This window comes from Microbacterium helvum, from assembly GCF_014779795.1.
GTDB classification, from domain to species: Bacteria; Actinomycetota; Actinomycetes; order Actinomycetales; family Microbacteriaceae; genus Microbacterium; species Microbacterium helvum.
In genome coordinates, this window is the sequence record NZ_JACXZS010000004.1 from 156,303 (window position 1) to 178,098 (window position 21,796).

The 21,796-nt window shown below is 70.7% G+C and carries 21 protein-coding genes and 3 tRNA genes; 7 read left to right on the forward strand and 17 right to left on the reverse strand.

From position 1 onward, the window contains the following. Nucleotides 1-33 precede the first annotated feature (33 nt). Nucleotides 34-1,029 carry a thiamine-phosphate kinase gene (gene thiL, locus IF188_RS07710; RefSeq protein ID WP_191171199.1) on the reverse strand — a complete coding sequence of 332 codons (996 nt, stop codon included), beginning with the start codon at nt 1,027-1,029 and terminating at the stop codon, nt 34-36. A 58-nt stretch (nt 1,030-1,087) separates the two neighbouring features. On the opposite strand from thiL, the gene IF188_RS07715 reads away from it, so the two are divergent. Beyond that, nucleotides 1,088-1,591, forward strand: coding sequence for a DUF3515 family protein (locus IF188_RS07715; protein WP_318152832.1), 504 nt, complete (start codon nt 1,088-1,090; stop codon nt 1,589-1,591). Nucleotides 1,592-1,608: 17 nt separating this feature from the next. Here IF188_RS07715 and IF188_RS07720 read toward each other — a convergent pair whose 3' ends face one another. The 7 genes from IF188_RS07720 to IF188_RS07750 form a co-directional block, all read right to left on the reverse strand. Then, the gene (locus IF188_RS07720; RefSeq protein WP_191171200.1) at nt 1,609-2,700 is read right to left on the reverse strand and encodes a D-alanine--D-alanine ligase family protein; all 1,092 of its coding nucleotides are present in this window, start codon (nt 2,698-2,700) and stop codon (nt 1,609-1,611) included. Further along, the gene (locus IF188_RS07725; RefSeq protein ID WP_191171201.1) at nt 2,600-3,736 is read right to left on the reverse strand and encodes an NAD(P)H-dependent glycerol-3-phosphate dehydrogenase; all 1,137 of its coding nucleotides are present in this window, start codon (nt 3,734-3,736) and stop codon (nt 2,600-2,602) included. Before IF188_RS07725 ends, IF188_RS07720 begins: the two co-directional genes overlap by 101 nt. Further along, nucleotides 3,726-4,490: a lysophospholipid acyltransferase family protein gene (locus IF188_RS07730; protein ID WP_224751600.1), complete on the reverse strand. Its 765-nt coding sequence runs from the start codon at nt 4,488-4,490 to the stop codon at nt 3,726-3,728. Before IF188_RS07730 ends, IF188_RS07725 begins: the two co-directional genes overlap by 11 nt. 4 nt (nt 4,491-4,494) lie before the next feature. Further along, entirely contained in the window at nt 4,495-5,877 is a 1,383-nt protein-coding gene (gene murA, locus IF188_RS07735) for a UDP-N-acetylglucosamine 1-carboxyvinyltransferase (protein ID WP_191171203.1), read from the reverse strand. Between the two features lie 111 nt (nt 5,878-5,988). Beyond that, the gene (gene leuD / locus IF188_RS07740; protein ID WP_191171204.1) at nt 5,989-6,585 is read right to left on the reverse strand and encodes a 3-isopropylmalate dehydratase small subunit; all 597 of its coding nucleotides are present in this window, start codon (nt 6,583-6,585) and stop codon (nt 5,989-5,991) included. A gap of 1 nt (nt 6,586) precedes the next feature. Further along, nucleotides 6,587-8,059: a 3-isopropylmalate dehydratase large subunit gene (leuC, locus tag IF188_RS07745; protein WP_191171205.1), complete on the reverse strand. Its 1,473-nt coding sequence runs from the start codon at nt 8,057-8,059 to the stop codon at nt 6,587-6,589. A gap of 197 nt (nt 8,060-8,256) precedes the next feature. Then, entirely contained in the window at nt 8,257-9,294 is a 1,038-nt protein-coding gene (locus IF188_RS07750) for a TerC family protein (protein ID WP_191171206.1), read from the reverse strand. 266 nt (nt 9,295-9,560) lie between these two features. Here IF188_RS07750 and IF188_RS07755 point away from each other — a divergent pair, with 266 nt between their 5' ends. Beyond that, nucleotides 9,561-10,130, forward strand: coding sequence for an RNA polymerase sigma factor (locus IF188_RS07755; RefSeq protein ID WP_191171207.1), 570 nt, complete (start codon nt 9,561-9,563; stop codon nt 10,128-10,130). After that, nucleotides 10,127-11,287: a DUF4349 domain-containing protein gene (locus IF188_RS07760; protein ID WP_191171208.1), complete on the forward strand. Its 1,161-nt coding sequence runs from the start codon at nt 10,127-10,129 to the stop codon at nt 11,285-11,287. Before IF188_RS07755 ends, IF188_RS07760 begins: the two co-directional genes overlap by 4 nt. Before the next feature lie 73 nt (nt 11,288-11,360). Here IF188_RS07760 and IF188_RS07765 read toward each other — a convergent pair. Next, nucleotides 11,361-11,436 (reverse strand) — tRNA-Glu (locus IF188_RS07765). Between the two features lie 42 nt (nt 11,437-11,478). Continuing rightward, nucleotides 11,479-11,554, reverse strand: a tRNA-Glu gene (locus tag IF188_RS07770). Nucleotides 11,555-11,663: 109 nt separating this feature from the next. Here IF188_RS07770 and IF188_RS07775 point away from each other — a divergent pair. Beyond that, nucleotides 11,664-12,296 (forward strand): MBL fold metallo-hydrolase, encoded by a 633-nt coding sequence (locus tag IF188_RS07775; protein ID WP_191171209.1) that lies wholly within the window; start codon nt 11,664-11,666, stop codon nt 12,294-12,296. A gap of 104 nt (nt 12,297-12,400) precedes the next feature. On the opposite strand, the gene IF188_RS07780 is transcribed toward IF188_RS07775, so the two are convergent. From IF188_RS07780 to IF188_RS07795, 4 genes are all read right to left on the reverse strand, one after another. Beyond that, nucleotides 12,401-12,670, reverse strand: coding sequence for an HPr family phosphocarrier protein (locus tag IF188_RS07780; RefSeq protein WP_191171210.1), 270 nt, complete (start codon nt 12,668-12,670; stop codon nt 12,401-12,403). A gap of 80 nt (nt 12,671-12,750) precedes the next feature. Continuing rightward, entirely contained in the window at nt 12,751-14,769 is a 2,019-nt protein-coding gene (locus IF188_RS07785; RefSeq protein WP_191171211.1) for a PTS fructose transporter subunit IIABC, read from the reverse strand. A 42-nt stretch (nt 14,770-14,811) separates the two neighbouring features. Further along, a complete protein-coding gene (gene pfkB, locus IF188_RS07790) occupies nt 14,812-15,753 on the reverse strand; it encodes a 1-phosphofructokinase (RefSeq protein ID WP_191171212.1) in 942 nt (313 codons plus the stop codon). Continuing rightward, nucleotides 15,750-16,526, reverse strand: coding sequence for a DeoR/GlpR family DNA-binding transcription regulator (locus tag IF188_RS07795; RefSeq protein WP_191171213.1), 777 nt, complete (start codon nt 16,524-16,526; stop codon nt 15,750-15,752). The genes pfkB and IF188_RS07795 overlap by 4 nt, the downstream gene beginning before the upstream one ends. A gap of 92 nt (nt 16,527-16,618) precedes the next feature. On the opposite strand from IF188_RS07795, the gene IF188_RS07800 reads away from it, so the two are divergent. The 3 genes from IF188_RS07800 to IF188_RS07810 all read left to right on the forward strand — a co-directional run bounded on the left by IF188_RS07800 (nt 16,619) and on the right by IF188_RS07810 (nt 19,027). Further along, on the forward strand, nt 16,619-17,542 hold the full coding sequence (locus tag IF188_RS07800) for an aminoglycoside phosphotransferase family protein (RefSeq protein WP_191171214.1): 924 nt from the start codon (nt 16,619-16,621) through the stop codon (nt 17,540-17,542). A gap of 115 nt (nt 17,543-17,657) precedes the next feature. Further along, a complete protein-coding gene (locus IF188_RS07805) occupies nt 17,658-17,990 on the forward strand; it encodes a PadR family transcriptional regulator (RefSeq protein WP_191171215.1) in 333 nt (110 codons plus the stop codon). Continuing rightward, nucleotides 17,987-19,027 carry a permease prefix domain 1-containing protein gene (locus IF188_RS07810; protein WP_191171216.1) on the forward strand — a complete coding sequence of 347 codons (1,041 nt, stop codon included), beginning with the start codon at nt 17,987-17,989 and terminating at the stop codon, nt 19,025-19,027. Before IF188_RS07805 ends, IF188_RS07810 begins: the two co-directional genes overlap by 4 nt. A gap of 44 nt (nt 19,028-19,071) precedes the next feature. Here the strand turns inward: IF188_RS07810 and IF188_RS07815 are convergent. The 3 genes from IF188_RS07815 to IF188_RS07825 all read right to left on the reverse strand — a co-directional run bounded on the left by IF188_RS07815 (nt 19,072) and on the right by IF188_RS07825 (nt 21,737). Beyond that, nucleotides 19,072-19,143 (reverse strand) — tRNA-Gln (locus IF188_RS07815). 70 nt (nt 19,144-19,213) lie between these two features. Further along, nucleotides 19,214-20,755, reverse strand: a complete 1,542-nt coding sequence (gene gltX, locus IF188_RS07820) for a glutamate--tRNA ligase (protein WP_191171217.1) — start codon at nt 20,753-20,755, stop codon at nt 19,214-19,216. A 28-nt stretch (nt 20,756-20,783) separates the two neighbouring features. Further along, nucleotides 20,784-21,737, reverse strand: a complete 954-nt coding sequence (locus IF188_RS07825; protein WP_191171218.1) for a LysR family transcriptional regulator — start codon at nt 21,735-21,737, stop codon at nt 20,784-20,786. Nucleotides 21,738-21,796: the final 59 nt, after the last annotated feature.

Sequence of the window (21,796 nt, forward strand, 5' to 3'; positions counted from 1 at the left end):
TCGGTGGCGCAGCCGATCCTCCGGCGCCGGGACTCAGCCGGTGCGCGCGTCCCAATCGCGGTAGGGGTCCCAGCCGGCGCGGCCCTCGTAGCGCGCGCCGTCGACGAGCACCGGGTCGGGGCCTTGCGCCCGCACACGGCCGATCCGGCGGAATCCCGCAGGCAGCGGCCGGTCGTGCGGGAAGGTCGCCAGCAGAGCGTGGTCCTCGCCGCCCGTCAGCGCAGAGCGCGGGTCGTCGCCGAGCGCAGCGGTCTCCAGCGCGATGCAGACGCCGGATGCCGCAGCCATCCGCGACGCGTCCAGCAGAAGCCCGTCCGACACGTCCATCATCGCCGTCGCGCCCTCGTCGCACGCGACCGGGCCGAGCGCCACCGGGGGCGCCGGACGCAGCTGCGCGGCGAGGTCGTCGCGCTCGGCCGGGGCCAGGACGCTCTCGTCGACGGGGACCGGCAAGTGGGCGGCATCCGTGAACCGTTCGAACAGCACACGCAGACCGCGCGCCGCCCGTCCCAGCTCTCCCGCGACCGCGACGACGTCGCCGGGGCGCGCACCCGAGCGCAGCACGGGCGTGCGACCGGCGAGCGCACCCAGCGCCGTCACCGCCACGGTGAGCGTGTCCGAGACGGTGAGGTCGCCGCCCTCCACCCGACAGCCGGGTGCGAGCTCGCGGCACGCGGCGCGCAGGCCGTCGGCGATGCCGGTCACGAACGAGAGCCGTGTGGAGTCGGGCATCGCCAGCGCGACGAGCAGCGCCGTGGGCGTGGCACCCATGGCGGCGACGTCGGCGAGGTTCACAGCCGCGGCCTTGTAGCCGAGGTCGTACGCGCTCGTCCACGCGAGGCGGAAGTCCGGTCCGTGCACGAGCGTGTCCACGGTGGCGACCACGCGCCCGTCGGCGGCGGCGATGACGGCTGCGTCGTCTCCGGGGCCGACCAGTGCGTTCGACGCGCCCAGCCTGTCGAGGATGCTCCGAAGAATCGCCCCCTCGCTGAGCTCCCCCACCGTCGGATCCGCGTGCTCGTCGACCATCCGTCCACGGTACCGTCGTGGGTCCGGGATGCCGTCACGCCGGGGTTAGCCTGGAACAGTGCGTCTGATCCCCTCCCTGGCCGCCGCCGGACTCGTCGTCGTCGCGACGGTCGGCCTCGCGGGCTGCTCGACGACCGTCGACATGGTTCCGGCGGAGGACGCCAACGACCCGGCGTGCGCCGAAGTGAGCGTGCGACTGCCCGGCTCGGTCGACGGGCAGTCCCGGATCTGGACCGACGCCCAGGCGACTGGCGCGTGGGGCAACGACGGGTCGGCCATCCTGCTGCGCTGCGGTGTCGCGGCACCCGGGCCGACCGAGGCGAAGTGCATCACCCTCGGCGGCGTCGACTGGGTCGTCGACGAGACGCAGGCGCCGAAGTATCTCGTCACCACGTACGGGCGTGAACCCGCCGTCGAGGTGTTCATCGACAACGAGGCGGTCTCGCCCAACGAGGCACTCACCCAGCTGGGCGAACGAGTCGTGCAGAACGCCACGACCAGCGTCTCGGCCTGCACCAACACCGAGACGCTGCTCGAGGACGCGACCGCCGACAACGGCTGACGCGTCCCCCGCGGCCGTCAGGCGGCGCGCTCCAGCGCCGTGTCGATGAGCTCCGTGATCAGCTCGGGGTAGGTCATGCCCGACGCGAGCCAGCACTTCGGGAACATCGAGATCGGCGTGAAGCCGGGCATCGTGTTCAGCTCGTTGACGTACAGGCCGTCGGCCGTGAGGAAGAAGTCGACGCGCGCGAGCCCGCGGCCGTCCACCGCGTCGAACGCGCGGACGCCGAGGTCCTGGATCGCCGCGATCTCGGCGGCCGTCAGATCGGCCGGGCACACGACGTCCGCCCCGTCGCCCCCGAGGTACTTGCCCTCGAAGTCGTAGAACTCCCGCGTCGTGAGCACGATCTCACCGGGGAGCGATGCCCGTGCGCCGGCGCCGCCGCGCCCTTCGAGCACGGCCACCTCGACCTCGCGGCCGACGATGGCGGACTCGATGAGCACCTTGTCGTCCTCGGCGAACGCCAGCGCGAGTGCGCCGTCCAGCTCGGACGCCTCGTGGACCTTCGAGACGCCCACGCTCGACCCCGCGCGCGCGGGCTTGACGAACGTCGGCTCACCCAGGGCCGCGGCATCCACCCGCACTCCCTCGGGATCGCTCTCCCAGCGGGCGCGCGTGACCGTCACCCACGGCGACACCGGCACGCCGGCGGCCGCGAGGACGATCTTCATGAAGTGCTTGTCCATGCACAGCGCCGAGTCGAGCACCCCGCCGCCCGCGTACGGGATGCCCAGCGTGTCGAAGAAGCCCTGGACGGTGCCGTCCTCGCCGTGCAGGCCGTGCAGGATCGGCAGCACGACGTCGAGACGGCCGAGGTCGTCGACCGTGCCGTCGGCGCGGCGCACGCGCAGCGTGCGATCCGCGCCGCCCTCGGGCCACACGACCCGCGAGCCGTTGTCGATCACCTCGGGAAGGCGGTCGGCGTCGAGCGCGAACTTGTCGGGATCGTCGTCCTCGAGGACGAACACGCCGTCGCGGGTGATGCCGATCGGGATCACCCGGTAGCGGTCACGGTCGATCGCCCGCAGCACCCCGCCCGCCGTTGCGGAACTGATCGAGTGCTCGCTGGATCGACCGCCAAAGAGCACCGCCACCGCCGGCTTGTCCATTCTGCGTCCTCTCCCCCTGAGGGGTGTCGTCGTCTGTCGTCAGGTGGGGCGCGATGTCCCGAGGGTTCATGGTGCCGTCGAGCACCATCTTGACCTGCTCGACGATCGGCATCTGCACGCCGACCTCGCGCGCCAGCTGCAGGATGGGCGCGACCGATGCGAGCCCCTCCGCCGTCTGGTTCATCTGCTTGACCACGTCGTCGAAGCGGTAGCCCTGGCCGAGCAGGCGCCCGGCGGTGTTGTTGCGGCTGAGGGGCGACTGGCACGTCGCGATGAGGTCGCCCAGGCCCGCGAGGCCCTGCAGCGTCTCGGGCTGCGCGCCGAACGCGACGGCGAAGTCGGTCATCTCGACGAGGCCGCGGGTGATGATCGACGCCTTGGTGTTCTCGCCGTAGCCCACGCCGTCGACGATGCCGATCGCGACGGCGATGAGATTCTTGAGCACGCCGCCGAACTCCGTGCCGATGACATCGGTGTTGACGAACGTGCGGAAGTAGCCGTTGCGCGCGCGGCGGGCGACCGCATCAGCCGTCTCTTGACTCGTCGAGGCGATCACCGCAGCGGTCGGCTGTTCGCGGGCGATCTCGAGCGCGAGGTTGGGGCCGGAGGCCACCGCGATGCGCGCCGGGTCGCAGCCGAGCTCCTGTTCGATGACCTGACTCATGCGCAGGCCCGTCCGCCGCTCGACGCCCTTCATGAGCGACACGATCGGCACGTCCGTCTTGGCGATCAGGGGGCGCACGGCCTTGAGGTTCTGCCGCACCGCCTGGCTCGGGATCGACAGGTAGACCTGCTCCGCACCCTCGAGAGCTTCGGACAGGTGGTGCGTCGCGTGCATGTCGCGGGGCAGGTTGATGCCGGGAAGGTACTCGCTGTTGCGCTTGCCCTCCTGGATCTCGGTCGCGAGCTCCGGACGGCGCGCCCACATGGTGACATGCGCGCCACCGTCGGCAAGGATCTTGCCGAACGTCGTGCCCCAGCTTCCGGCGCCGACGACGGCGACCCGCGGGCGCGTGGAATCCTGCCTACGACTCAAGGCGACCCGTCTCCTTCTGCCCGTGGTCGGCGGGATTCCAGCGGGTCGCGGGCGCAGGCTCGCCACGCAGCCGTGACAGCAGCCCTGCGATGTCGGCCATGACGACGTCGGTGGCTGCGACGAGCGCCGTCTGCGACGCGGCCGCATCGGTGTACGCCGACAGATCGACGGGATCGCCCACGATCACACGCACCCGGCGGCGCAACGGCCACAGCTTGAGCTTGCCGTAGCGCGGCAGGACCTGCTGCGCGCCCCACTGCGCCATCGGGATGACGGGGATGCCGCCGGCCAGCGCGAGGCGGACCGCACCGGTCTTGCCGCGCATGGGCCACAGCTCAGGCTCGCGCGTGAGCGAGCCTTCGGGGTACACGATGACGCCGCGCCCGTGGCGCACCAGCGTCTCGGACGACTCGAGCGTGGCACGGGCGGCCGCAGTGGAGGTCGCCCGCGACACGGGCACCATCCCCGTGCGACGCAGCACCCAGCCGAGGACGGGGACGCGGAAGAGGCTCTCCTTCGCCATGAACCGGGGAGCGCGGCCCAGGCGCCACACGGCGACGGCGACCACGAGCGGGTCGATCTCGCTCACGTGGTTGGGCGCCAGCACGAAGGCGCCGTCGCGGGGCAGCTTCTCGCCGCCCTCGATCTCGATCTTGAAGATCAGACCCACGAGCGGCACGACGATGGCGGCAAGCGGCCAGAAGATGCTCGGACGCGTCTTCTCGCGGGAAGCGCGCGGTCGACGGGGGCTCAACGCGTCACCCGATGACGTCGAAGTCGGCACCGAGCATCTCGAGCTTGGTGAGGAACTTCTCGTACCCGCGGCGGATGATGCCGATGTTGCGCACCACCGACTCGCCTTCGGCGGCAAGGGCCGCGATCACGTAGCTGTACCCGCCCCGCAGGTCGGGCACGACGACGTCCGCACCGTGCAGCGGCGTCGGGCCGTTGATGACGGCAGCCTGCTCGAGCGCGCGGCGCGGCACGCGGCGGCCCGGTGCGTCGATGCCGTCAGGGTGCACGACGATGTCGGCGCCCATGAGGTTCAGCGCCTCGGTGAAGCCGAGGCGGTTCTCATAGACCGTCTCGTGGACGGTGGACTGGCCCTCGGCCTGCGTGAGGGCGACGATGAGCGGCTGCTGCCAGTCGGTCATGAACCCCGGGTGCACGTCGGTCTCGACCACGACCGGCTTGAGCGCGCCGCCGCGGCGGAACTGGATGCCGTCCTCGCGCACGTCGAACCAGCCGCCGGCCTTGCGGAACACGTTGAGGAACGTCAGCATCTCCTGCTGCCGGGCGCCGCCCACGAAGATGTCGCCGTCCGTCGCCAGCGCCGCGCACGCCCACGAGGCCGCCTCGTTGCGATCGAAGATCGCGCGGTGGTCGTAGCCCCGCAGCGAGTCGACGCCCTCGATGAAGATGACGCGGTTGGGCTCGTACGAGATGATCGCGCCCATCTTCTGCAGCACCGCGATGAGATCCATGATCTCGGGCTCGATGGCGGCGTTGCGCAGCTCGGTGACGCCCTTGGCGCGCACCGCGGTGAGCAGCACCTGCTCGGTCGCGCCGACGCTCGGGTAGGGCAGCTCGATGTTGGCGCCGTGCAGGCCGTTCGGGGCCGTGATGCGGATGCCCTCGTAGCTCTTGTCGACGACCGCGCCGAACGCGCGCAGCGCGTCCATGTGGAAGTTGATGGGGCGGTCGCCGATGCGGCAGCCGCCGAGGTCGGGGATGAGCGCCTCGCCGAGCAGGTGCAGGAGCGGACCGCAGAACAGGATCGGGATGCGGGAGGCACCCGCGTGCGCGTCGATCTCTTCGAAGTGGGCCGCAACCGCGCCGCTCGGGTCGAGGTGGATCGTCCCCTCTTCTTCACCGTCCCAGACGCGGACGCCGTGGACCTCGAGCAGAGAGCGCACGACCTGGACGTCGCTGATGTCGGGGACGTCGCGGAGGACGCTCGTGGTCTCGCCGAGAAGGGCCGCGACCATCGCCTTCGTGACGAGGTTCTTGGCACCCTTCACCTCGACCCGACCGGTCAGGGGGCGTCCGCCGCGGATGGCGAGGACTTCACCGTTCACGTGCTTCTCTCCCGACTTCGCGACCGTCTCTGCGCCCGCGGCGACATTCAGAAGCGACTTCATCCGGTGGACCTCACTGTATCGGTCGGGGGCTGTCGCCCGAGGGTTGCTCGGGGTTCTGCCCGACGGCGGCTTGCGGCGGAGCGGGCGCCCGGTTGGGGCGCCCGACCCGGCTCACGGAACAGGAAGCGTCCGCGGCCGCCACGCCTCTCGGCGAGCCTCGAACTGCGCGATCCTGTCTGCCTCGCGCAGCGTGAGCCCGATGTCGTCGAGCCCTTCGAGAAGCCGCCACCTAGTGTAATCATCGATGTCGAAACCGAGCTCCAGCTCGCCGATCGAGGCCGTCCGGGCCTGCAGATCGACGGTCATCCGGGCGCCCGGATCGGCGTCGATGGCCGCCCACGCCGCGTCGAGATCCTGCTCCGAGATCACGCCCGTGACCAGGCCCTGCTTGCCCGCGTTCCCGCGGAAGATGTCGGCGAACCGAGGGCTGAGCACGACCTTGAAGCCGAAGTCGCGCAGCGCCCACACGGCGTGCTCACGACTCGATCCGGTGCCGAAGTCGGGACCTGCGACGAGGATGCTGGCACCCTGGTAGGCGGGCTGGTTCAGGACGAACTCCGGGTCCTGGCGCCAGCTGGCGAACAGCGCGTCGTCGAAGCCCGTCTTGGTGACGCGCTTGAGGTAGACCGCGGGGATGATCTGGTCGGTGTCGACGGCCGAGCGCTTCAGCGGTGCGGCGATGCCGGTGTGGGTGGTGAACTTCTCCATGTCAGGCTCCCTGTCCGTCCGCAGCCGATCCGACGAGCTCGCCCAGGTCGCTCGGGCTCGAGAGCGTGCCGCGCACCGCGGTGGCGGCCGCGACGAGCGGCGAGACCAGGTGGGTGCGGCCGCCCTTGCCCTGGCGTCCTTCGAAGTTGCGGTTGCTCGTGGAGGCGCAGCGCTCCCCCGGCGCGAGCTGGTCGGGGTTCATGCCGAGGCACATCGAGCAGCCCGCGAAGCGCCACTCGGCACCGAACTCCTCGAAGATCTTGTCGAGGCCCTCGGCCTCGGCCTCCAGGCGCACGCGCGCCGAACCGGGGACGACCATGACGCGCACGCCGTCGGCCTTCTTGCGTCCCTTCACCACGGATGCGAAGGCCCGCAGGTCCTCGATGCGGCTGTTGGTGCACGAGCCCATGAAGACCGCGTCGACCGGGACCTCTTTCAGCGCCGTTCCCGGCTTCAGGTCCATGTACTCCAGCGCGCGCTCCGCGGCAGCGCGCTCGTTGGGGTCGGCGATGTCGGACGGCGTGGGCACCACGCCGGACAGCGACACGCCCTGGCCGGGGTTCGTGCCCCACGTGACGAACGGCTCCAGCTCGCCGGCGTCGAGGAAGACCTCGGCGTCGTACACCGCGCCCTCGTCGCTGGGGAGCGTCCGCCAGTAGGCGACCGCGTCCTCCCAATCCTGCCCCTGCGGCGCGTGTGGACGCCCCTGCACGTAGTCGAAGGTGGTCTGGTCCGGGGCGACCATGCCCGCGCGCGCACCGGCCTCGATCGACATGTTGCAGATCGTCATCCGGCCCTCCATCGAGAGCGACCGGATCGCACTGCCGCGGAACTCGAGCACGTAGCCCTGTCCGCCGTTGGCGCCGATCTTCGCGATGATCGCGAGCACGATATCCTTCGCGGTCACGCCCGGCTTCAGCTCGCCCTCGACGGTGATGGCCATCGTCTTGAAGGGCTTCAGCGGCAGTGTCTGGGTCGCCAGCACGTGCTCGACCTCGCTCGTGCCGATGCCGAACGCCATCGCGCCGAAGGCGCCGTGGGTCGACGTGTGCGAATCGCCGCAGACGACCGTGATGCCCGGCATCGTGAGGCCGAGCTGCGGGCCCACGACGTGGACGATGCCCTGCTCCTTGTCGCCCAGGGAGTGCAGTCGCACCCCGAACTCGTCGGCGTTGCGACGCAGCGTCTCGATCTGCGTGCGGCTGGTGAGGTCGGCGATCGGCTTGTCGATGTCGAGAGTGGGGGTGTTGTGGTCCTCGGTCGCGATGGTCAGGTCCAGACGCCGCACGGGGCGGCCCTCGGCGCGCAGTCCGTCGAACGCCTGCGGGCTCGTGACCTCGTGCACCAGGTGCAGGTCGATGTAGATCAGGTCGGGCTGGCCGTCCTCGCCTCGGACGACGACGTGGTCGTCCCAGACCTTCTCGGCCAGCGTGCGGGGGCGGTCCGGGATGCCGGATGCGTCGATCGTGCTCATTGCTCTGTCGTTCTCCTCGGATGGGACGGCGCCCGCGACAAACCGGGGCCGTGAGGGGGGTGGGGGCCCGCGACGAACTCCGCGACGAGGGAGGCCTGGGAACTAGGACTCGTCGCGGCCGCTAAGGAGAAGGCGAGCGATCCGCACGAGCCCAGGTTACCACCGGCACGGGTGGGCTCGACTCGCGCGGATCGCGTTCAGTGCGCGTCGTGCCCGGCCGATCCGTCCGCGGCGGATGCGGCATCCACACCGTTCCGCCTGTCGCGAGCCGACGCGACGAGGCTCGCGATCGTCGCCACCGCCATCGACACGACGATGACGCCGAGCGACATCCAGGTCGAGATCTCGGGCGCCCAGTCGATCGGCTCGCCGCCGTTGATGAAGGGCAGCTCGTTGACGTGCATGGCGTGGAACACGAGCTTCAGACCGATGAAGGCGAGGATGAACGCGATGCCGTAGTGGAGGTAGCGCAGGCGGTCGAGCAGATCGCCGAGCAGGAAGTACAGCTGGCGCAGGCCCATCAGCGCGAAGATGTTCGCGGTGAACACGATGAACGGGCTCTGCGTGATGCCGAAGATCGCGGGGATCGAGTCGATCGCGAACAGCAGGTCTGTCACGCCGATCGCGACGAACACGATGATCATCGGCGTCCACATCTTCTTGCCGTCCACGACGGTGCGGATCCTCGCGCCGTCGTAGTGGTCGCTGATGTCGATGGTGCGGCGGAGGACACGCACGATGAAGTTCTCGCGCTGCACGTCCTCGTCGTGGTCGCCGCCGGGGAACGCCTGCCGCCACGCGGTCCACACCAGGAACGCCCCGAAGATGTAGAACACCCAGCTGAACTGCTCGATGATCGCCGAGCCCAGCATGATGAAGATCCCGCGCAGCACGAGCGCGATGATGATGCCGACCATCAGGACCTCCTGCTGGTACCGGCGCGGTACCGCGAACTGGGTCATGATCAGCACGAAGACGAAGAGGTTGTCGATCGACAGGCTGTACTCGGTGAGCCAGCCGGCGACGAACTGCCCGGCGTACTCGCCGCCGGCGAAGATCCACATGAGCCCCGCGAAGATGAGGGCGAGCACGACGTAGAAGATGACCCACAGGGTCGACTCCTTGGTCGACGGGATGTGCGGGCGCTTGAGGATGAGCAGCAGATCGGCGAGGAGGATCAGCGTCAGGATCACCAGGGATCCGATTTCGAACCACAGCGGGAGATCGAGGTCCATTGAGGGCCTTTCGAGAATGCGGAGAGGGGTCGGTCGAATCCGAAAGTCTCTCCCCCGCAGGCCTGCGGCCTGCGTCGCACACCCGGGGTCGCACTGTCGGGACCCGTGATGACGGATGCGCGGTTGCGGGATACTCCCTCTCGCTCGCAACAGACTACAGGCTCGGGATGCCGCACCTCGCGTGTCGCGACGGATCCGTCTGAGACGATCCGCCCTGTGCCGACACCGGCTGAGTGAGAGATGATTCGAGGGTTCGGAGGACAGCGATGGCAGAGGACGGTCCGCACGACGCCCCGCAGGGCGACGCCGCGCTGGCGGCGCTGGCCGCTGGCGGAAGCGAACGCGCCTTCCGCGCCATCTACCGCGCCTACGTGCGGCCGGTGTACTGGCTCGCGCACGGGCTGGTCGGCAATCCGGCGGATGCGGAGGAGGTCGCACAGGAGACCTTCCTGGTCGCGTGGCGCAAGCTCCCCGGGTTTGAGCTCGCCGGCGACTCGCTTCTGCCTTGGCTGGCGACGATCTGCCGCTACCAGTCCGCGAACCGCATCCGCCGGCAGCGTCGCGACCGCGATCACACGGCGGCCCCGGCCGACGAGAGCCTGCCCGACACGGTGGACGTCGAGCAGCAGGTCGTGGACGCCGAGCTCGCCGAGGCGATCCTGCGCGAGGTGGCCGGGCTCGGCGAGCTCGACCGCGAGATCTTCCGGCTGTGCGCGACCGAGGGGTACGCCTATCAGGCGGCCGCCGAGCAGCTGGGCGTCGCGCACGGCGTCGTCCGCAATCGTCTCTCCCGCATCCGCACCCGCCTGCGGACCGTCGTGAAGGAGAGCACATGAACACGCAGCCACGGGATCCGCAGGGTGCGGCATCCCTTCCCGAACTGAGCCCGCAGCGCATCGACGAGATCGAGGACGCGCTGTTCGCCGACATCGCCCGGGAACGCGTGCGCGACACCGCACGGCGGCGCCGTCGCGGGCGCCTGTGGATCGCGGGCGGCGCGGCCGCCGCGGTGATCGTGGTCGCCGCCGTGATCGCGCCGACCGTGGGCGCCCTGGTGACGCCGACCGGCGCGGGCGACAGCGCTGCGGTCGCGCCGGCCGACAGCGGTGCCTTCGAGTCCAACAGCGGCTCCCGCGACGGCTCCGCTCCGCCGGCGGAGGCATCCGACCAGGCGAGTGGGATCGCAGCCGACACCGGCGGGGCGACGGCGGGCCGAGACATCGTCACGACGGCGTCCGCATCCGTCACCGTGGAGGATGTGGATGCCGCGGCCCGCACCATCGCCGACACCGCCGCTCAGCACGGCGGCTATGTCGAGTCGATGAGCGTCGGCACAGACGGCTCCCCCGTCGACCCCGCGCAGAGCGGCGTCACCGACGGCGTCATCGCACCCGATGCCATGCCGTACCCCTCACCGACCGACGGCGGCTGGATCACCGTGCGCGTGCCGGCCGACGAACTGACGGCGGTGCTCGGCACGCTCGACGACCTCGGCACCGTCACGGCGACGAACGTCGATCGGCAGGACGTCACATCGCAGACGGTCGATCTGCAGGCGCGCATCGATGCCGCGCAGGCATCGATGGACCGGCTGACCGCCTTGATGGGGCAGGCCGGGAGCGTATCCGACCTCATCGCCGCCGAGTCGGCGCTGTCGGAACGACAGGCGCTGCTGGAGTCGTATCAGCAGCAGCTCAAGCTGATCGACGACCAGGTGGCGATGTCGACGCTGTCGGTCACGCTGACGCCCGAGTCGGCTCCCGTCTCGGCCGACCCCGCAGGCTTCACTGACGGACTCGCCGCCGGATGGAACGGCCTCGTGGCGACGCTCAACGGCATCGTCGTCGCCCTCGGGTTCCTGATCCCCTGGATCGCCGTGGCTGCCGTGGCCGCACTCATCGTCTGGCTCATCGTGCGCGGCCGGCGCCGGCGCCGGCGCGCCTCGGACGCCGCGACGGCGGAGGGCACGGCATCCCGCGACGACGCGGCCTGAGTCCCGGCGTCGGGGACGCCGATCCCGGACAAGCGAAGAGCCCCGGTCCGCAGTGGACCGGGGCTCTTCGTCGTGGTGACCCCAGCGGGATTCGAACCCGCGTTACCGCCGTGAGAGGGCGGCGTACTAGGCCGCTATACGATGGGGCCGTACAGCGCGCCGCAGCCGGAGCTGCGACGTTGTTGCCTGACTGGTGACCCCAGCGGGATTCGAACCCGCGTTACCGCCGTGAGAGGGCGGCGTACTAGGCCGCTATACGATGGGGCCGTTCAGGCAACCGTTCGATTATGCCACGCCCCGCATCGTCGCTCCAAATCGAGGCGGCGGCGCGCCGCCCGGCTTGCCGCCCGTCGCGCGGAGCGCTTGACTCATCGTCATGCGAGTCACCAAGTTCGAGCACGCGACGCTCACCCTCACCGACAGCGGCCGGACCATCGTCATCGACCCGGGCTCGTTCACGGCCCCCCTCGACCTCGAAGGCGTCGTGGCGATCGTCGTCACCCACGAGCACGCAGACCACTGGACGGCCGACCACCTCCAGCGCATCCTCGATCAGTTCCCCGGCACCCCGATCTACGCTCCCGAGGGAGTCGCGAAGGCCGCCGCGGACTTCGACATCACCGTCGTCCACCCGGGCGATGTCGTCGAGGTCGAGCCGTTCCGCCTGGAGTTCTTCGGCGGCACGCACGCCGTGATCCACCGGTCGATCCCGGTGGTGGACAACGTCGGCGTGCTCGTCAACGACGAGTTCTACTACCCCGGCGACTCGTATGCCGAGCCCGGACGGCCCGTGAAGCTGCTTGCGGCGCCGGTCGGCGCTCCGTGGCTGAAGATCGGCGAGGCCATGGACTTCGTGCTCGCCGTCGCGCCCCGCCAGGTGTTCGGCACGCACGACCTGACGCTGTCGGTCGCCGGACGAGACATGGGCCGAGGTCGCCTCGGGTGGGCAGCCCAGCAGGACGGCGGCGAACTCGTGCTGCTCGATCCGGGCGACTCGGTCGACATCTGACACCCCTCCTCACACGCACGAGACGACGGATGCTGCGGCGGCTTCGACCCGCGGCATCCGTCGTCTCGTCTTCTCTCACCCGTGCCGGAGCAGGGTGAAGACCCTCACTGTGCGTCGAGATCGGTCTCCAGGAGCGCGACCAGCTCGTCCAGAGCCTGGTCGGCACCCTCTCCTTCGGCCTTGAGCGTCACGACCGTCCCCTGCGACGCGCCGAGTCCCATGAGCGACAGGATGCTGCCGGCATTCAGGTCGGCACCGCCCTCGACGGCGATCGTCACCGGGACTGGCTGGGCCTGCACGGCCTGCACGAACAGCTTCGCGGGACGCGCGTGCAGACCCGAGCTGCTCGCGATGGTGGCCTGACGTTCTGCCATGGTTCTCTCCTGTCTGGTCCGATCCGCCGTCGGAACGGTGGTGGGCGGATCGACGATTCCGATTCTGTCTGACGATCAGGTCACGCCGCCACGGGTACGCCCGATTCGGCCTGCTCGAGTTCCTTGCGCCCGACCCAGCGCTTGAGGGCGACCACCGCGAAGGCCGAGACGACGGTGCCCGCCGCGATCGCCACCAGGAACCCCCACCACGGGTCGATGGCGAAGAGCACGAACACGCCGCCGTGGGGCGCGAGGGACTGCACGCCGAACGCCATCGACAGGGCACCGGTCACCGCGCCGCCGATCATCGAGGCGGGGATGACCCGCAGCGGGTCGGCCGCGGCGAACGGGATCGCGCCCTCGCTGATGAACGAGGCGCCCAGCAGCCACGCGGCCTTGCCGTTCTCGCGCTCGACGGGCGGGAACAGGTTGCGCGCCAGCACGGTCGAGGCCAGCGCCATCGCCAGCGGCGGCACCATGCCCGCCGCCATCACGGCCGCCATGATCAGGTACGGGGTGGGGTTCTCGGCCGACCCCGCGCCGAGGCCCGCGACCGCGAAGGCGTACGCGACCTTGTTGACGGGGCCGCCCAGGTCGAAGCACATCATGAGGCCGAGGATGACGCCGACGAGGATGATCGCGTCGGTCGCCGCCAGGTCGGTCAGCCACGAGTTGAGGCCCTCCATGAGCGTGGCGATGGGTCGTCCCAGGAAGAGGATCATGAGACCCGACGCGACGATCGAGGCCAGCAGCGGGATGATCACGACGGGCATGAGACCGCGCAGCCAGCGGGGCGCGCGCCACGTGCCGATCCACCACGCGACGACACCGGCGAGCAGCCCGCCGATGAAGCCGGCGTTCATGAGCACCGCGACCGCACCCGCCACGAATCCGGGGGCGATCCCGGGACGGTCGGCGATCGCGAACGCGATGTAGCCGGCGAGGGCGGACACCAGGAACCCCATGGAGGTCACGCCGATCATGAAGGCGACCGAACCGAGGTACTGCCCCAGGCCGCCTGCCGGCAGATCCCACAGCGCGTTGTCGATGATCACGGTCGCGGCGTCCTTGTTGACGTCGTAGCCGCCCAGCAGGAACCCGAGCGCGATCAGCAGGCCGCCGCCGGCGACGAACGGGATCATGTAGCTCACGCCGGTGAGCAGGATCCGCTGGATCCGCGCACCCCAGCCGATGCTCTCGGCGGGCGCGGCGGCGACCGCCGCGGTCTCGCCGCCGACGCGTGCGGCCGACGGGTCGTGCGCCGCCGCCACCGCCTCGGCGATGAGCTGCGCGGGCTGCTCGATGCCGCGCTTGACGCCCGAGCGCACCACAGGCTTGCCCGCGAAGCGCTGCGGCTCGCGCACGTCGACGTCGGTCGCGAAGATCACCGCGTCGGCGCCGTCGATGACCTCGCGGGGCAGCGCCTGGTAGCCGCTGGAGCCCTGCGGCTCGACGACCAGATCGATGCCGGCCTTCTTGCCGGCCGCTGTCAGGGCATCGGCCGCCATGAAGGTGTGCGCGATTCCGGTGGCGCACGCCGTCACCGCGACCACGCGTGCGGGGCGCCCGTCGATGGTCAGGGCATCCGCGGCCGGACCGGCCGGTGGAGCGGCTGCGGTCGACGAAGGCGCCGCGGGCGCCGCATCCCCCTCACCGATCGCGGCGCGCACGAGGGCGACCACGTCGTCGTCGGAGCCTGCGGCGCGCAGGCCCGCCGTGAAGTCCTCCTGCATGAGACTGCGGGCGAGCTTCGACAGCACCGCGAGGTGAGCCTCGGCCGCGTCGGCCGGCGCCGCGATCAGGAACACCAGGTCTGCGGCGCCGTCCGGGGCGCCGAAGTCGACGCCCGGCTTCAGGCGCGCGAAGGCGAGCGACGGCGTCGTGACGGCGGCGCTCTTCGCATGCGGAATGGCGATCCCGCCGGGAAGCCCCGTCTCGTCCTTCTGCTCGCGCGCCCATGCGTCGGCGTACAGCGCTTCGGCGTCGGTCGCGCGACCCTGCGCGACGACGCGCTGGGCGAGCGAGCGGATGACGGCGGACTTGTCGACGCCGAGATCGGCGTCCAGGCTCACGAGGCCCGGAGTGATGGTGTCGGCCACGATGACCTCCAATGGTCGTTTGGGTCGTGCGGGTGGGTGGGTTCAGGACAGGCGGGTGACGCGCACGTCGCCGTCGGGAAGGTCACCGAGTGCCGGCGCCTGGGTTCCGGGGAGGGATGCCGCGGCCGCCCCGTAGCGGATGGCCAGGCGCAGCCTCTCGTCGGGCTCGTCGCCCCGCGTCTGCGCGAGGACGTATCCGGCGAGCGAGCTGTCTCCGGCGCCGACGGTGCTGACGACGCGGATCGGCGGCGGCACGGCGGCCCAGGCGCCGTCCGGCTCGACCAGAAGCGCCCCCCGGGCGCCCAGGGTGACCAGCGCCGCTCCGACGCGTTCGGGCACCAGGGCACGCGCGACATCGAGCGCCGTCTGCGCATCGGCACCGTCGAGCGAGGTGCCGACCAGCTCGCCGAGCTCTTCGTCGTTCGGCTTGATGAGGTCGGGACGGCCGTGGGCGACGACCGCGGCCAGCGCGGGACCCGCGGCATCGACCGCGATGCGCGGCGCCTCCGCGCCGTACACCGCGCGGACCGCCCCGATCACGCGGACGTAGAAGTCGTCGGGCACGCCGGGAGGCAGGGAGCCGGCGAGCACCAGCCAGTCCGCACCGGCCGACGCGGTGACAGTGGCATCGACGACGGCCGAGATCTCATCGGGCGAGAGCCGGGCGCCCGGAAGATTCAGCTTCGTCGTGATCCCGGCCGGGTCGGTGATCGCGAGGTTGGCGCGCACATGACCGGCGACCGGCACGCGGTGAGCGTCCAGGCCGCTCCCCCGCAGCGCCGTGTCGAAGGGGTCATCGGCTGCCAGCGGCAGCACGGCCGTGCACGCCGCTCCGGCCGCGACGATCGCGCGGGCGACGTTGATGCCCTTGCCGCCGGCATCCTCCCGCGCCGACTGCGCAGCCTGCACCTCGCCGGGCTGCAAGGGTGCGGGCAGCGTCACGGTGCGATCGAGCGACGGATTGGCGGTGAGTGTCACGATCATGAGAGCCAGACCTCCACATCGGCATCTGAGAGCGCAGCGGCCAGCTCGGCGTCGGGTGCGGCGTCGGTCACGAGCACGTCGATCTCGTGCAGCGGCGCGAAGCCGACGAGCAGCTCGGAGCCGAACTTCTCGGCGTCGGCGACGACCACGACACGGCGGGCGGCCGCGACGATCGCACGCTTGACCGCCGCCTCGTCGGGATCGGGCGTGCTGAGTCCGAAGGCGGAGAGCCCGTTCGTGCCGACGAAGGCGATGTCGGGCCGCAGGGCGCCGATCGCACGAACGGTGTCGGCGCCCACCGCCGCGGCGGTGAGCCCACGCACGCGACCGCCGATGAGTGACAGCGACGCTCCGGGAACGGCCGCCAGCGCGTGGCCGAGAGTGAGCGAGTGCGTCACGACCTCGATGCGCTCGGTCGACAGCCGCGGCGCGAGTGCGGACGCCACGGCGGCCGTCGTCGTGCCGGCATCGAGGAACACCGACCCCGTGAAGTCACCGCCCAGCGCGTCGAGCGCGCGAAGGCCGATGGCGGCCTTCGCGCCGCCATGGCGTTCCCGCCGTTCGGCGAGCGACGGTTCGCGAGTGCTCGCACGTTCGCGGCCCACTGCGCCGCCGTGCACGCGTCGCAGCGCACCGATCGACTCGAGGTGGTCGAGGTCACGGCGGATCGTCTCGGTCGTGACGGCGAATCGGTCGGCGAGCTCGACCACGCTGACGCGCCCCTGCGCGGCCAGCAGGAGCTCGATCTGCTCATGGCGCTCCGTTGCGTACATCTGCGGGTCCTTCCGTGGATTCCCACACATTACAACAGATTCCCACATAAACACAAGTGTCAACAGATTCTGGACCCGAGTAGGTTCGAACGATGCCCGACAAGCCCGCCGCCGAGGTCGACATCGATGCCGCGCTCGTGCGCCGACTGGTGACGGAGCAGGCTCAGACGATCGCCGACGTCGACACGCTCACCCTCGGCAAGTTCTCCGAAGGATGGGACAGCGAGGTCTGGCGACTCGGCGAGGCGCACGCCGTGCGCCTCCCCCGCCGCGCACTCGCGGCGCCGCTCGTCCTCAACGAGCAGCGCGTGCTCCCGCTGATCCGCGACCGGCTCGCCCCGCTCGGGGTCCTCGTTCCGGCGCCGCTGGTCTGCGGTGTGCCCTCCGCCGGCTATCCGTGGGCGTGGTCTGTCGTGCCGTGGATCGACGGGGAGCGAGGACTGGATGTTCCGCGCGCCGCCCGCCGAGACTGGGCCGAGCCGCTCGCGGCGGCGCTCGGCGCCCTGCACGTCGAGGCGCCCGCGGACTTCCCCGTCAACCCCGTGCGCGGACGCCCCCTGGCGACCCGCGACCAGGCGTTCCAGGATCGTCTCGCGACCGTGCAGGCGGCCGGAGCGCTCGACGCCGCCGCGACGGATTCCCTCACGACGGTCTGGCACCGCGGACTGCACTCCAGCGACTGGGGTGCACCCCCGGTGTGGATCCATGGCGATCTGCACCCCGGCAATCTCGTCTCATCCGATGGCGCCCTCGCCGGCATCATCGACTTCGGCGACGTGACGGCCGGTGATCCCGCCTACGACCTCGCTGTCGCATGGCTCGCCTTCGACACGGGGGGCCGCGCGCGCTTCATCGCCGCGACCGGCGACCGTTACGACGTCGCCACCTGGCGACGCGCGCACGCATGGGCGGCAGCCGTTGCACTGATGCTGGTCGTGCACAGCGACGACAACCCCGACTACTTCACGCTCGGGACGGATGCCGTCACGCAGGTGCTCGCCGACGCGCCGGCGTGACGGCATCCATCCGTCGACGTCGACAGCCCGACGTAGCCCTTGCCCCGACGAGGAACGCTTGACGTACTACGTCAGGCGTACTACGTTTCGTGAAGAGCAGGGAGAGGAGGCGCCCATGATCAGTGCCGACGCCATCCGCGGCTACATCGATCTGATGGTGCTGTCGCTGCTGCGCGAGCGATCGTCGTACGCGTACGAGCTCGCTCAGCAGATCAGCACCACGAGCGGGGCGGAGTACACCATCAAGCAGACGACGCTGTACTCCGCGGTCAAGCGCCTCGAGGCCACGGGTCTGGTCACGTCGTACGCAGGGGCCTCCGATTCCGGCAAGCCCCGCACCTACTACCGGATCACGCCCAGCGGGTCCGCACATCTCATGCAGAAGGTCGCCGAGTGGCGCGACACCAAGTCCGTCGTCGACCGTTTCGTGGAAGGGATCGAATCATGAACGTCATCACCGCCTATCTCGACACGATGTTCGCCGCCTATCCGGCGTCACCGCGCCTGGCCGAGGCGAAGGCCGAGCTGCAGGCCATGATGGAGGACGCGTACACCTCGTATCGCGAGCAGGGCATGTCCGAGAACGAGGCGGTGGGCCGCGTGATCACCGAGTTCGGCAACCTCGACGAGCTCGCGCCGCAGCTCGGCATCTCGGCCGAGATCGCGCCCGTGCCCGCCGCGCAGATCGCCTCCGCGCCCGTCGCTGGGCGAGAACCGCTCGCGCCCGCGCCGATCACCCTCGACGAGGCCGAGGCCTACACGGCCGCACGACGGCGGACGCAGACCCGGTTCGCCACGGCACAGGCGCTGTTCGTGCTGTCGCCCGCGGTGCTCATCGTGCTGTCGACTCTCGCTGCCGCGGGAGTGATCGGACTCGGCGCCAACGAGAGCGCGCTGATCGGCGTGCTCGTGCTGCTGGGGTGCGTGGCCGCCGCCGTGCTCATCCTCGTGCAGCGCCGGCAGCTGCTCACCCCGTTCGCCCGCATCACCGCCGGCGACTTCACTCGCAGCGGCGAGGTGGACCGCTGGGCCGGCGCGCTCGCCTCGCAATCGGCGCACCGACGGACGACGGCGTTGCAGGTCGCGGTCGGGCTGTGGATCCTCGCGATCGTTCCCGTCCTCACTCTCAGCATGCTGACTCCGCCCGAGGTGTCGCGGACGTGGATCGGCGTCGCGCTCGCCGCGATGCTGCTGATGATCGCCGGCGGCCTCTTCCTCCTGCTGAAGAACAGCGGGGATGCCGCCACCGCCGCCACCCTGATGCAGAGCCGTCGTGCGGTCGGCCCCGGTGCGCGCGAAGACCGGCGGAGCCTCGTGGGCGTCGTGGCCTCGATCTACGGCCCGCTGCTGCTCGTCGTCTATCTCGCCTGGAGCCTCATCGGCGGGTGGGAGAGGTCCTGGATCGTCTGGCCCGTCGGCGCGGTCCTGTTCGGCGCCATCGTCGCCGGCATCCGCTCCTGGGAGCGGTATCGCGCGCAGGCGTGAGCCGAAACGACAAAACCCCCGGTTCACCGGGGGTTTTCGTCTTGCTGGGGTACCTGGACTCGAACCAAGAACAACTGAACCAGAATCAGCCGTGTTGCCAATTACACCATACCCCAAGGCGTTTCCGCCGAAGCGGTGCCGAGGATAGAGTCTACGTCACCCCGGCACCTGCTCCAAACCGGGGCGCTACCCGCGCGCGTCGGACCGGTGCTCGACCAGTGCGCCGAGGCGTCTGATCGTCTCGGTCTTGCCGAGCAGCTCCATCGACTCGAACAGCGGCGGCGACACGCGTCGGCCGCTGAGCGCGACGCGCAGCGGACCGTAGGCGACGCGGGGCTTGAGGCCCAGGCCGCCCTCGTCGACCGGTGTGATCAAGGCGCCGGCGAGCGCGTCCTGCACAGCGGCGGCCGAGAAATCCGTCTCGGGCACGAGCTCGAGTGCACCGACCGATGCGACCAGCACCTCATCCGCGTTCGCGGGGAGCGAGGCGAGCGCGTCCTCCTGGTAGGCGAGCTCATCGCTGAACAGGAAGCCCAGCAGGCCCGGCGCGTCCCCGAGCAGTTGCATGCGCTCCTGCACGAGCGGCGCCGACGCCGCGAGCATCGCCTGCTGCGCCGGGGTGGGGGTCTCGTCGATGACGCCGGCAGCAGCCAGGTACGGCACCAGGCGCGCCGCGAAGTCCTCGGGCGCGAGCATCCGGATGTGGTCGCCGTTGATCGACTCGGCCTTCTTCTGGTCGAAGCGGGCCGGGTTGGGGTTGACGTCCACGATGTCGAACGCGGCGACGAGCTCTTCGAGCGAGAAGACGTCGCGGTCGGGCCCGATCGACCAGCCGAGCAGCGCCAGGTAGTTGAGCAGCCCCTCGTGGATGAAGCCCTTGTCGCGCTGCAGGAACAGGTCGGCCTTGGGGTCGCGCTTGGAGAGCTTCTTGTTGCCCTCTTCGCCGAGCACCAGCGGCATGTGCGCGAAGCGCGGGATGAACGTCGTGACGCCGGCATCCACCAGCGCGCCGTACAGCGCGAGCTGACGCGCCGTCGACGGCATGAGGTCCTCGCCGCGGATGACGTGAGTGATGCCCATCAGCGCGTCGTCGACAGGGTTCACGAACGGGTACAGCGGAACGCCGCCGGCACGCACGAGCACGAAGTCCGGGAACGAGCCCGCCGGGAAGGTGACCTCGCCGCGGATCAGGTCGACGTACGTGAGGTCCTCATCGGGCACGCGCAGACGCCACGCGGGCTCGCGGCCCTCGGCACGGAACGCGGCCTTCTGCTCGTCGGTGAGGTGGCGGTCGAAGTTGTCGTAGCCGAGCTGCTTGGCGCGCCCGTTGGCCTCGTTGCGGGCGTCGATCTCTTCTGTCGTCGAGTAGCTCTCGTACACGGCGCCGGCCGCGATGAGCTTGTCGAGCACCTCACGGTAGATGTCGTGACGCTGCGACTGGCGGTACGGCGCGTGCGGGCCGCCGACTTCGACGCCCTCGTCCCAGTCGATCTTGAGCCACCGCAGCGCGTCGAGCAGCTGCAGGTAGCTCTCTTCGCTGTCGCGCGCCGCGTCGGTGTCTTCGATGCGGAACACGAGCTTGCCGCCGTTATGGCGGGCGTACGCCCAGTTGAACAGCACGGTGCGGATGAGTCCGACGTGCGGAAGGCCGGTCGGCGACGGGCAGAACCGGACGCGGACGTCGGCCCCGGTGGCGGTCGTGGTGCGAGGATCAGGCGAAGAAGACATCACCATGGATTCTAGTTCGCGGATGCCGTCACGCCGGGGCCGCGGCCGGCTCCGCCACGAGCCGTGTCAGCGCCGCGAGGGTCGCCCGCACCGCCGGCACGCGGTCGGCGCCGCGCGCGGTGACGGTGTGGAGCGTGCGCTGCTCCCCCGCCGGCAGCGGCACGATGTGCAGGCCCGGCAGCTGCGGGAACGACTCCACCGCCATGCGCGGCAGCGTGGCCACACCGATCCCCTGCGCCACGAGCCCTTCGACCGCGACGAAGTTGTCGGTCTCGAACGCGATGCGCGGCGCGAAGCCGGCCCTGCCGCACAGCTCCAGCAGGTGCCCGCGGCAGCGCGGGCAGCCGGCGATCCAGGCGTCGCCGGCGAGGCTCGCGACGTCGACCACGGGTCCGCCGGCGCCGGCGTGCCCGGCCGGCAGCACCGCGAGCATCTCGTCGACGCCGATCGAGCGCACGTCGAGCCCGCGCGCACTCGTGCCGTGCGGGTCGTCGCGGTCGCCCGGATAGCTGAAGGTGAGCGCGATGTCGGTGCGGTCCTCGCGAACCGCATCCACGGCCTCGGGCGGTTCGGCTTCGACGTAGGTGAGCGAGATGCCGGGATGCCGCACCGCCAGCTCTGCCAGCAGCCGCGGCACGACCGTGGGCGAGGCCGACGGGAACGCCATGAGCCGCACGCGTGCGGCCCGCAGGCCCTGCAGCTCGGCGAGCTCGCCGGCCGCCGCATCCAGCGCGGTCGTGACAGCGGGCGCGTGACGGGCGAGGATGCGTCCGGCATCGGTGAGGCGCACGCTGCGCCCGACGCGCTCCACGATCGCGACGCCGAGGCGCTGCTCGAGGCGCTTGAGCTGCTGGCTCACCGCGGGCTGGCTGTAGCCGAGTTCGAGCGCGGCCCCGGTGATCGAGCCCGCGTCCGCCACAGCCTTCACCAGGCGCAGCTCGCGCGCGTCGAACCCGGGATCGTCGTCGAGCACGTCCGTCATGAGGCGAGCATAAGCGTTCGTTATGAGTTTCATGGAATACCTGTCCTAGACGTGAGCAA

Coding starts and splice junctions, on each gene's coding strand:
- thiL (WP_191171199.1), bottom strand. CDS start 1,029: ATGGTCGACGAGCACGCGGATCCGACGGTGGGGGAGCTCAGCGAGGGG.
- IF188_RS07720 (WP_191171200.1), bottom strand. CDS start 2,700: ATGGACAAGCCGGCGGTGGCGGTGCTCTTTGGCGGTCGATCCAGCGAG.
- murA (WP_191171203.1), bottom strand. CDS start 5,877: ATGAAGTCGCTTCTGAATGTCGCCGCGGGCGCAGAGACGGTCGCGAAG.
- leuD (WP_191171204.1), bottom strand. CDS start 6,585: ATGGAGAAGTTCACCACCCACACCGGCATCGCCGCACCGCTGAAGCGC.
- leuC (WP_191171205.1), bottom strand. CDS start 8,059: ATGAGCACGATCGACGCATCCGGCATCCCGGACCGCCCCCGCACGCTG.
- IF188_RS07750 (WP_191171206.1), bottom strand. CDS start 9,294: ATGGACCTCGATCTCCCGCTGTGGTTCGAAATCGGATCCCTGGTGATC.
- IF188_RS07755 (WP_191171207.1), top strand. CDS start 9,561: ATGGCAGAGGACGGTCCGCACGACGCCCCGCAGGGCGACGCCGCGCTG.
- IF188_RS07760 (WP_191171208.1), top strand. CDS start 10,127: ATGAACACGCAGCCACGGGATCCGCAGGGTGCGGCATCCCTTCCCGAA.
- IF188_RS07775 (WP_191171209.1), top strand. CDS start 11,664: ATGCGAGTCACCAAGTTCGAGCACGCGACGCTCACCCTCACCGACAGC.
- IF188_RS07780 (WP_191171210.1), bottom strand. CDS start 12,670: ATGGCAGAACGTCAGGCCACCATCGCGAGCAGCTCGGGTCTGCACGCG.
- pfkB (WP_191171212.1), bottom strand. CDS start 15,753: ATGATCGTGACACTCACCGCCAATCCGTCGCTCGATCGCACCGTGACG.
- IF188_RS07795 (WP_191171213.1), bottom strand. CDS start 16,526: ATGTACGCAACGGAGCGCCATGAGCAGATCGAGCTCCTGCTGGCCGCG.
- IF188_RS07800 (WP_191171214.1), top strand. CDS start 16,619: ATGCCCGACAAGCCCGCCGCCGAGGTCGACATCGATGCCGCGCTCGTG.
- IF188_RS07805 (WP_191171215.1), top strand. CDS start 17,658: ATGATCAGTGCCGACGCCATCCGCGGCTACATCGATCTGATGGTGCTG.
- IF188_RS07810 (WP_191171216.1), top strand. CDS start 17,987: ATGAACGTCATCACCGCCTATCTCGACACGATGTTCGCCGCCTATCCG.
- gltX (WP_191171217.1), bottom strand. CDS start 20,755: ATGTCTTCTTCGCCTGATCCTCGCACCACGACCGCCACCGGGGCCGAC.
- IF188_RS07825 (WP_191171218.1), bottom strand. CDS start 21,737: ATGACGGACGTGCTCGACGACGATCCCGGGTTCGACGCGCGCGAGCTG.